Source organism: Bacillus sp. PSXD-155 (genome assembly GCF_049310765.1).
In the GTDB taxonomy this organism is placed as follows: domain Bacteria; phylum Bacillota; class Bacilli; order Bacillales; family Bacillaceae_G; genus Bacillus_A; species Bacillus_A cereus.
In genome coordinates this window covers 36,929-46,787 of record NZ_JBMOWC010000037.1, presented here as the reverse complement: position 1 = coordinate 46,787, position 9,859 = coordinate 36,929, and the positions used below count along the sequence as shown (strand labels likewise).

Below are 9,859 nucleotides of genomic sequence, written 5' to 3'. Positions count from 1 at the left end.
TGAAGTGACCCCCGAAAGTTAGACAGGTCGTTTCATTAGGCAGCCTCTAGGGTATGAGCCCGGTATTGTACTGGGCTCATACCCTTTAATTTTGCCTTAATTCTTTTATGATTATAGTATTCTATATACTTTGCTAATTCTTGTTTGAAATGTGTTATACTTTCAAATTCTTTTCGATACAGAAATTCCGATTTCATGATACCGAAGAAATTTTCAATAACGGCATTGTCATAACAGTTTCCTTTGCGAGACATACTTTGAGTTATGCCACAATTCTTAAGAGAATGACGGTATTGTTTCATTTGATAGTGCCAACCTTGATCAGAGTGAATGAGGAGTTTATCCGGATCGGTTACACAATAAAGGGCTTGGTCCAACATCGTTGAAACAAGGGAATAGGTCGGTCTGGAACTAATTGTATACGTGATAATTTCACCATTAAATAAATCCAACATTGGTGATAGGTATAACTTCTCCCCAAATAACTTAAACTCCGTAATATCTGTAACCCACTTTTCATTTGGTTTTTCAGCTTGGAAGTTGCGATTTAAAATATTTGGCGCAATTTTCCCAACTGTCCCTTTGTAAGAGCGATATTTTTTCATACGAACCAGACATTTTAACCCTAATTCTTTCATAAGGCGATATACTTTTTTATGATTTACTTTGTGTCCACGATTCATAAGTTCATCACGAATACGACGATAACCATAACACCCATCGTGTTCATTATAAATAGCTTGAATCAGTTCTTTTACCTCCGCATTTGGATCAGGACGATTAAAATGTTTCATCCAGTAATAGTACGTACTACGTGGAATGTTTGCGAGTTGAAGTAACTCCTTGATAGGAAATTCATGCCTTAACTCGTAGATTACTTGCGCTTTGTCTTGTTTGGTGATTTTTCTTTGTTTTGAACTAAGGCATTCAACTTTTTTAAATATGCATTTTCCATACGTAAACGCTCATTTTCCGCTTGTAAGGCTTCGATTGATCCTTCATCTACTGGTTTTATTTTTTTATCTTTCATGGTTGGATGCCCCTTTTTCTTTGATTGTAGGGCATCCAATCCTCCTGTTTCATAAGCTATTTTCCATTTCCGAAGTGTTTCATAAGACGGTATATTGAAAAGTGCCGCTGTTTCTCTGATAGATGTCCCGTGTTCATTCATATAATAAAGTACATCTAGTTTATACTGGGCTGGGTAGAATGTATAGCACTTTTCAAAGGCCTTTTCACCTGAAGACTCATATCGTCTAATCCACTCACGAAGTACGCTAGGGTTAACTCCTATAGATTTAGCAATTATTTTTCCACTTTCTGTACCATCTAAATATCGTTTCACCGCTTGGATTTTTTCTTTTGAAGAAAATTTAGCCATAAAAAATGCACCTCCAATTGTTAGACTGTGTCTAACAATTGGGGTGCACTTCAATGCGGTTGGCCTTTGTATAATTGTTTTTAATAAGTATAATGGCTTTATTTTGAGAATAAGGTTTTAATTTTATTGCGTGTTACTAATAAAATCCCGCCTAATACAGATAGCATTCCTAGAGCCATATTGTTTGATTGCTCGCTACCAGCGTTAGGAAGTTCTTTAGTGTTATTGTTTTTAGTACCATTATCTGCTTGCGTTTGTTTAGACTGTGATACTTCATTAATCTTGTTATCAACATTTTGCTTCGTTGTATGTAACTCAGCTAATTTGTCGTCAATTTTTTTCTCAGTATGCTTAAAGTCGTTAATTTTAATATCTAGGTCTTGTTTTTTCTTTGATAAATCATCTGAAACAGTTTGTTTCGATTGTTTAATTTCGTTAATTTTATTGATTAAATCTTGTCTAGCTTCTTGTAAAACAGCTAGTTTGTTTTTTACATCTTGTTTAGCTAATTCTAAGTTAGCGGAAAGACTGTCTAAATTGCTTTTAATTTTCTTAAGTTCCTCTAACGTGTTACCAGTATTCGGCTTGTTTTCTTTTAGTTCAGCGAGTTTGTCTTCAGCAGTTTGTTTCGCTTTCTTTAACTCAGCTAATTTTTCATCTACTTGTTTTTTAACTTCCTTAAGTTCATTAACCTTTTGATCAATGTTCTCTTTATGTTGCTTCATTTCATTCACTTTTTCATCGACAGTTTGTTTATGTTCTTTAATCTCATTCACTTTGTTATCGATATTTTGCTTATGCTCTTTTACTTCAGCAACTTTATCTTCTACTTGTTTTTTATGCTCTTTAATTTCAGCGATTTTATCTTCGGCGATTTGTTTGTCTTGCTGAAGTTTTGCATCTAGTTCTTGTTTATGCTGTTTAACTTCGTTAATCTTTTCATCAGCAACTTGTTTACGTTCATGTAGTTCATTCACCTTAGTATCAACATTTTCCTTAACTTTGTTAAGTTCATTTAATGTTTGATCCACGTTTTCTTTGTGTTGCTGTAATTTCGCATCTAACTCTTGTTTATGTTGCTTAATTTCAGCTAATCGATCTCCCGTACTTTGCTGAGGAGTAGCATCATTTACTTCTGCATGAGCAGAGTTTGCGCCAGCAATCATTGCTAAAGCTAGTGTAGACGCAGCGATTGTTTGTTTTGTTTTCATATTTTTGTACCTCTTTTCTTTCATATGCATGAGCTGTTTTGTGTAAAAATGAGCATATAGAAGTAGATTCTTCCATCATTATATACCATCTGCGCCGTCTAGAGGAAGTATTTGCATAATAATCTATGATTATGTAATTTTTATAGTCTCTTATTTTGGAGTAGGGGAGAACTCTTTAGCAAGATGGACAATTTTTAATATAGTAGAGTTTACATCCTTACTGTTACGAATAACAAACAAATAATCAGCTTCATTTTCTATAGGATCTACTACATCTTCATGTAGTGATTTAACTTGTTGGCGGTGGAGGACTTCTTTGAAACTGGAATAGTTTCCCCTAAAAATATTTGTACTTCGTTTACTAAGGCCTACTCTTTCATAAAGTACATCATCTGGGATGTCAAAGTGAACTAATATGCGTACATATTCATTCTGTGGAAATAATTCGTTTAGTAAATAGAATCTTCCGTTTTTACTGCGATTGGAGTTACAAATAATAAGGTGTAAATTTGTATGTTCTTTCGCATAATCAACAATGAATTTTGAAAGACCGTGCTTTAGTGTATTTGATCCTTCTGTCGGCTGTAATTTTTCATAATGTGTGTTAATAAATTCAGCTTGGTTGTCTTGGTCCATAATAAAAGAATTAGGTAACTCTTTTTCTAGCTCTTTTGCAAATGTAGTTTTTCCACTGTGTGTTTTTCCTACTGTAATGATGACTAATCTTTTCATGACGACCTCCATTTGTGTTGTTATAAACTGGAATATTCGATGTAGATCGAAATCTTCCTGTTAGAGATTACACAAATTATTGGAGCGTTAGTAGGCTGAAAACTTGACAAAAAAACTTATTTATGATATAATTTACCAATATAAAAATAAGGTGTATAATAGGGTTCTCCTGGCCAGGGGAACCCTATTTTTGTTGTGAAAATGAAGGAGAGTGTATGTGCGTGAAACAAGGTGAAGTAAGTGTAACGTCGTTAGTATCAGCTTTCGGAAGGGCGTATCATAGTGAATTTGATAATCCTAAAATCTTTGATGATTATGTAGCTAAAGATTTCATTTCACAAAAAGAACGTAACAATATTGAAACGAACATGGTTCAAGGGATTCACTTTTTCAATAAAGACATTGCAGAGCAGTTTCAAGACAATCCAAAAGAAATATTAAATTGGATTACGCAAGTTCAGTTATCACCAACACCTTTAGCACGTGCTGCATATTGTGAAAGAGTATTACTACATGAAATTACATTAGGAGCGAAACAATACGTCATACTCGGTGCAGGCTTAGATACGTTCAGTTTTAGACACCGAGAATTAGAAAATAAAATAGAAATATTTGAAGTGGATCATCCTTCTACGCAGGTGTTTAAGAAGGAAAGAATAAAAGAAACAGAACTTGAAGTTCCAAAAAACCTTCATTTTGTTTCAATGGATTTTACGAAAGGATTTTCCTATGAACAGTTACGCAATGAAGGATTTGAACATAAAAAGACTTTCTTTAGCCTTTTAGGTGTTACGTACTATTTAACGAAAGAGGAACTTGCTAGTTTATTAGAATGTTTATTCGAGATGGTTCCGGCAGGTAGTTCTATCGTTTTTGATTATCCCGATGAAAACTTGTTTACAGAAAAGGGACTGTCCAATCGAGTTGAAAATATGGTGAAAATGGCTGCGGTAGGCGGAGAACCGATGAAATCATGTTATTCTTATGCTGAAATGGAAGCACTGTTAGAGAAGGCGGGCTTACTCATGTATGAGCATTTATCGCCAGAAGACATAAATAAATTATATTTTGAAGGACGAAACGATTATTTAGAAGCTTTTGAGACGGTGCATTATGTACATGCGGTGAAAAGGTAAGAAATTAGTAGGCATGGGGAGGAATCTCTGTGTCTTTTTTTATAAAAAAGGAAATGAGCTGTAGTGGTGGAAAATATAAATATATAATATATATAAATTAATGTTTGTAGAAACTAAAGGAAAGGGGAATTAGAAGATGTTGAAATTACGAGGAAAATACAATGAAGCGAAAGTGTATACTACGAATGTAGAAGAAACGGCAGCAGGTCAAATTATTGATCTTTGTAACCAAGAATTTGTAAAGGATAGCAAGATTCGTATTATGCCAGATACACATGCGGGCGCAGGTTGTACGATTGGGACAACAATGACAATTCAAGATAAGATTGTTCCTAATTTAGTCGGGGTTAACTAATCGGCTCAGACTTTAAACTACTCACTCAATTGACTGGGAACCCTAACGATAAAAGGCGAGGGTAATCAGCAGCCAGTGGTTATGGTGACATAATCGAATGGTTCAGAGACTTGTACCATGTTAGCAGACTAAGGTACAGAATTATTCCTCATCCATTTTGAATTGAAGAGGAATAATTAATACGGTGAGCCTACAGTAGAGACTGCATATCTCGATGACTGTAGAGAAGGTATAGTCCACTCTTTCAGGAAACTGGAAGGTAAGTACGATATTGGTTGTGGCATGGAAGTTGTGATGATTAATAAGAAAAAAGAGGAAATCAACTTCGATCACTTAGACGAAACGATACGTAAATTTGTCCCAAGTGGTTTTCGTATTCGAGATAAGGAACATAGATTTTCAAAAATGATTGATTTTGATAGTGTAAGAGCCCCGTTTACATTGCAACGTGCTCAAAAAAGTATTGGTACACTTGGCGGGGGCAATCATTTTGTCGAACTGAATGAGGATGATAAAGGAAATGTATACATTGTCATTCATAGTGGTTCGCGTAATTTAGGGAAACAAGTAGCAGAGTATTACCAAAACTTTGCTTACGAGCAACTTATTAACGTTAAATCGATTAAAGAGGAAATCATTGAACGTTTAACGAAAGAAGGCAGACAACAAGAAATACATGAAGCTTTACGTAAAATTAAGAAACCGGTGATTCGCAAAGAATTAGCTTATTTAGAAGGACAAGGATTTAAAGATTACATGAATGATATGAAAATTGCACAAAAATATGCGGAGTTAAATCGTAAAGCAATGATTGATGAAATCGTCACTAAAATGGATTGGAAAGTATCAGATCAATTCACTACAATTCATAACTACATCGATATGGAAAATATGATTCTACGAAAAGGTGCTATTTCAGCTCAGAAAGATGAACGAGTAATCATTCCAATTAATATGAGAGACGGTTCTATCATTGCATTTGGTAAAGGGAATCCAGATTGGAACTTTTCTGGACCACATGGAGCAGGACGTATTATGAGCCGTAAGAAGGCGAAAGAAGTACTTAACTTAGAGGATTTTCAAAATACAATGACAGAGGTTTGGACTACATCTGTTGCAGAAAGTACTTTAGATGAAGCGCCAATGGTATATAAGCCAATGGATGAGATTATTGAGAATACAAAAGAAACAATTGATATTAAACATATTATTAAGCCGATTTATAATTTTAAAGCGAATTAAAAGAGGAGTAACGTTTATTAAAGAAAGAGAACTTGAAAAGATAGCATATTTTGTGGCGGTTATATAACAGAGATTAAAAAGACAACATATTAAACTAAGAGATTCATCATATTCATTTACATTTATGTAATGTAAAAGGCTAGAAAGCTAGATTGGCGCGAATTGCTAATTGTGGAGTGTGTAAAAAAGACAAAATCTCTTAAAAAACACTTAATTTTTTATTCCATTAATCTTTACATTCTCCCCCTATAATGTGAATTGGACAAGCACCTAAGAGAAAGCAGAACATGTCAGTTTGTACATTCTATTATTAGGGGGAGAATTTGTATGAAAAAGACGGTTGCTTCGTTAGCAGTTATGGCGGCATTATTACCGACGTTTTCAGTGCATGCGGAAGGGAAAGAGCAAGCCCGAAAATCAGCTACAACTTTTAATGTTATTAGTGATATTCAAGGTGATTTAGGGGATTTTGATCATGTGCTAAAAGATATGAACAAAGTGACGCCACTTTCTAGAGCGCTTATTATGAATGGGGATATAACGCCGACTGGACAACAGTCACAATATGATGATGTAAAGCGTGTGTTAAATAAAAATAAGCATCCAGAAAATGTATGGTCTACTGTTGGGAATCATGAGTTTTATGCTGGTAAATGGACAGCAGATGGGAAACTCTCTCAAAGTACATGGCCAAATGGTGTAAATGAGGAAACTTTATTTAACCGCTATCTGAAATTTAGTGGACAAGAAAAGGTATATCATAAAAAAGAATTAGACGGTTATCCGCTTCTATTTTTAGGAACTGAAAAATATATGAAATACCACGATTCAAAAATGTGGGACGAAGTATATATGAGTGATGAGCAATTAGGTTGGTTAAAACAAAATTTAGAAGAGTACAGTCAAAAAGATAAAAATAAGCCAATCTTCATTTTCTCTCATCACGTTTTACCTGATACAGTATCTGGATCAAGGCAATCGCCGTACTTACAAGATTATTTAAACGTGGATAAATTGTACGATATATTAAAAGACTATCCGCAAGTTGTTTTCTTCACGAGTCATACGCATTGGGATTTAAACTTACCTGACTGGGCTGGTAAAAAGAAAATTAAAGGCGGAGATGAAAAAGGTTTCACTGTTGTAAATACGGGCGGGATTGAAACAGGTTGGATGTCAGCAGGACCAAATGGAGGAGAGAAAACTGCTCCAGATGGCTATTCATTTAAACAAGGGTTACAAGTGAAAGCATATGGTAACGATGTAATTGTGACAGCTTACGATTACAAACGTGATAAGGATATAAAGAAGTTATTAATTAGTGATTCAAAAATTGCGCAGATGGCACCAAATGTAACGACAGATGATAGTAAAAATATAATTGTCGGTGCAACTGAATATATGGAGTATTCTATAGAAGGAACGAATGAGTGGCATACGTATAGTAAAGCAAACCCTCCGAATTTTGATGGGGATAAAGTCGTATACGTACGCCACAAAGGTGAAATGAATTTAGAGCCGGGATTAACACAGTTACTTCGTTTTTCGGTAAATAAGTGATTGGAGGGAGTCCACATTTGAATGTGTGGGCTCTTTTTTTGTTGATGAGAAAGGGGTTGCCTGTCTGTCGTTTTTTGTCGATAGATCGATATATTAAGAAAATCGTTGATATACTGCAAGTTACGATCGATATATTTGAAAAATCGTTGATATATTGTAAGTAATGAACGATATATTTAAAAAATCGTTGATATAAATTTCATGTACCGTAATTAAGTTAAAATCATTAATACGGTTTTACTTATCAAAATGAAATTCTAATACATTTTTAACCGAGAAAGATGACTTCACCATTTTTACGTGTAATAATAGTAACGTTACATATATTGTGAAAGAAGTACAAAAGGAGCGTTACAATGAATTTAGCTAAATTCCCGAGAAAAAAATATACAGAATCATATACACCAATTGAAAAGTTAAACAATTTTTCTGAAGCACTTGGTGGCCCGACTATTTATTTTAAACGAGATGATTTACTTGGTTTAACAGCCGGTGGCAATAAGACGAGAAAGTTAGAATTTCTAGTTGCAGATGCACAGGAAAAGGGTGCAGATACGTTAATTACAGCTGGTGGTATTCAGTCAAATCATTGCCGCCTGACACTTGCTGCTGCGGTAAAAGAAAAAATGAAATGTATTCTTGTATTAGAGGAAGGGCTTGAGCCAGAAGAGAAGAGAGACTTTAACGGAAACTATTTCTTATATCACTTATTAGGTGCTGAGAATGTCATTGTTGTACCGAACGGAGCAGACCTGATGGAAGAAATGCATAAAGTAGCAAAAGAAGTAAGTGAAAAAGGTAGTACACCATATGTAATTCCAGTTGGTGGATCAAACCCTACGGGCGCTATGGGATACGTTGCTTGTGCGCAAGAAATTATGGGGCAATCATTTGAGCAAGGAATTGATTTCAGTTCAGTTGTTTGTGTAAGTGGTAGCGGCGGTATGCATGCTGGTTTAATTACTGGTTTTTCTGGAACACAAAGCCATATTCCTGTAATCGGGATTAACGTAAGTAGAGGAAAAGCTGAGCAAGAAGAGAAAGTAGCAAAACTTGTAGATGAAACTTCAGCACACGTTGGTATTCCAAACTTTATCCCGCGCGACGCTGTTACGTGCTTTGATGAATATGTAGGGCCAGGCTATGCGTTACCAACGCCGGAAATGGTAGAGGCAGTTCAGTTACTTGCGAAAACAGAAGGTATTTTACTTGATCCAGTGTATACAGGTAAGGCGGTAGCGGGATTAATCGACTTAATTAGAAAAGGTAAATTTAATAAGGAAGAAAATATTTTATTCGTACATTCAGGTGGTTCACCAGCTTTATATGCGAATACGTCTCTATTTGCGTAAGTGTAAAAAGCATTGGGTAACCAATGCTTTTTTGTTATATACTGGAATTGTCGGGGAGTAGGAGGAGGATTATATGAACTCAAATTTAAAATGGATCATATATACGGTACTCGGCATTTCTATTCTATTAATCTTATTTGTAGTTTATGGGGTGTATTCTTATTTTACATTTTAAAAGCGTAATGGAAGTGAACTATTATATACACTAAAGGCGGAGAGCGCTATGCAAATGAGAAGTTTGTATTTAGTCTTCAGCGTGATTTGTTTATTTGTAGTAACCAGCTGTTCAAATAATATAGGAAATCATGATCAAACAATCGAAGTACAAAAACATGCTGGTGATAATCATTATGAGGATTTGAAGGTAGTTACAGACAAGAATAAAGTATTGCAAGTAAAGAAAATATTAAATGATACTAACTTTGAAAATAAAAAGGTGGAAATGTCTCGTTCAGCTGATTATCAGTTTGTTTTTCAGTTTAAAAATCCGAAAATAGAAGCGAAAGCTGTTTTATATCAAATGTGGATTAGTCCTAATAAGGATAAAGTAGAAATAATGGCGGGGAATAATCAGTACGCTCAATTAGCAGAGAAAGACGCAGCTGCTTTTATGAAGATTGTTACTGGTGAGAAGTTAGCTGAATAAAAGTATATGGTAGATTTTGCTCTCTAATTCCCCGCTTATTTTTCGCTTTGAGGGATAATTAGTGAGAAATATCGAATGAGAAGTAATCGTGAAATAGTAAAGAATATATTCACGGCTAAAAGAAGAGTTGTTTAAAAAACTCTCCGCATCGTTATGTAATGTTAATAAGAAGAAGTAGAAGGTAGAAGTAAATCTAAATAAAACCAAAAAGGGATAAATAGGAAAATGTAGAATCTTTATATAT

Annotated in this window: 9 protein-coding genes; 6 read left to right on the top strand and 3 right to left on the bottom strand. The window is 34.7% G+C overall.

The annotated features are described in order from the left end of the window. Positions 1–35 precede the first annotated feature (35 nt). From ACO6VI_RS25695 to ACO6VI_RS25685, 3 genes are all read right to left on the bottom strand, one after another. Positions 36–1,381 (bottom strand): IS3-like element ISBth10 family transposase gene (locus tag ACO6VI_RS25695; protein ID WP_098840180.1). Its coding sequence is split into 2 segments (ribosomal slippage): positions 36–940 and positions 940–1,381, totalling 1,347 coding nucleotides; the frame shifts between segments, so codons are not numbered across the junction. Positions 1,382–1,479: 98 nt separating this feature from the next. Then, complete coding sequence (locus ACO6VI_RS25690) at positions 1,480–2,592, bottom strand: LPXTG cell wall anchor domain-containing protein (protein WP_088020608.1); 1,113 nt, start codon at positions 2,590–2,592, stop codon at positions 1,480–1,482. A 150-nt stretch (positions 2,593–2,742) separates the two neighbouring features. After that, entirely contained in the window at positions 2,743–3,324 is a 582-nt protein-coding gene (locus ACO6VI_RS25685; protein ID WP_063547936.1) for an AAA family ATPase, read from the bottom strand. Between the two features lie 215 nt (positions 3,325–3,539). On the opposite strand from ACO6VI_RS25685, the gene ACO6VI_RS25680 reads away from it, so the two are divergent. The 6 genes from ACO6VI_RS25680 to ACO6VI_RS25655 all read left to right on the top strand — a co-directional run bounded on the left by ACO6VI_RS25680 (position 3,540) and on the right by ACO6VI_RS25655 (position 9,615). After that, positions 3,540–4,460, top strand: coding sequence for a class I SAM-dependent methyltransferase (locus ACO6VI_RS25680; RefSeq protein WP_080469842.1), 921 nt, complete (start codon positions 3,540–3,542; stop codon positions 4,458–4,460). Positions 4,461–4,596: 136 nt separating this feature from the next. Next, positions 4,597–4,815, top strand: coding sequence for an RtcB family protein (locus tag ACO6VI_RS25675; RefSeq protein WP_000916247.1), 219 nt, complete (start codon positions 4,597–4,599; stop codon positions 4,813–4,815). Positions 4,816–5,097: 282 nt separating this feature from the next. After that, a complete protein-coding gene (locus ACO6VI_RS25670; protein WP_098840554.1) occupies positions 5,098–6,057 on the top strand; it encodes an RtcB family protein in 960 nt (319 codons plus the stop codon). 327 nt (positions 6,058–6,384) lie between these two features. Then, the gene (locus tag ACO6VI_RS25665; protein WP_063547930.1) at positions 6,385–7,617 is read left to right on the top strand and encodes a DUF4073 domain-containing protein; all 1,233 of its coding nucleotides are present in this window, start codon (positions 6,385–6,387) and stop codon (positions 7,615–7,617) included. Positions 7,618–7,973: 356 nt separating this feature from the next. Continuing rightward, complete coding sequence (locus tag ACO6VI_RS25660; RefSeq protein WP_023522464.1) at positions 7,974–8,969, top strand: D-cysteine desulfhydrase; 996 nt, start codon at positions 7,974–7,976, stop codon at positions 8,967–8,969. 223 nt (positions 8,970–9,192) lie between these two features. Further along, positions 9,193–9,615, top strand: a complete 423-nt coding sequence (locus ACO6VI_RS25655) for a hypothetical protein (protein WP_088020612.1) — start codon at positions 9,193–9,195, stop codon at positions 9,613–9,615. Positions 9,616–9,859: the final 244 nt, after the last annotated feature.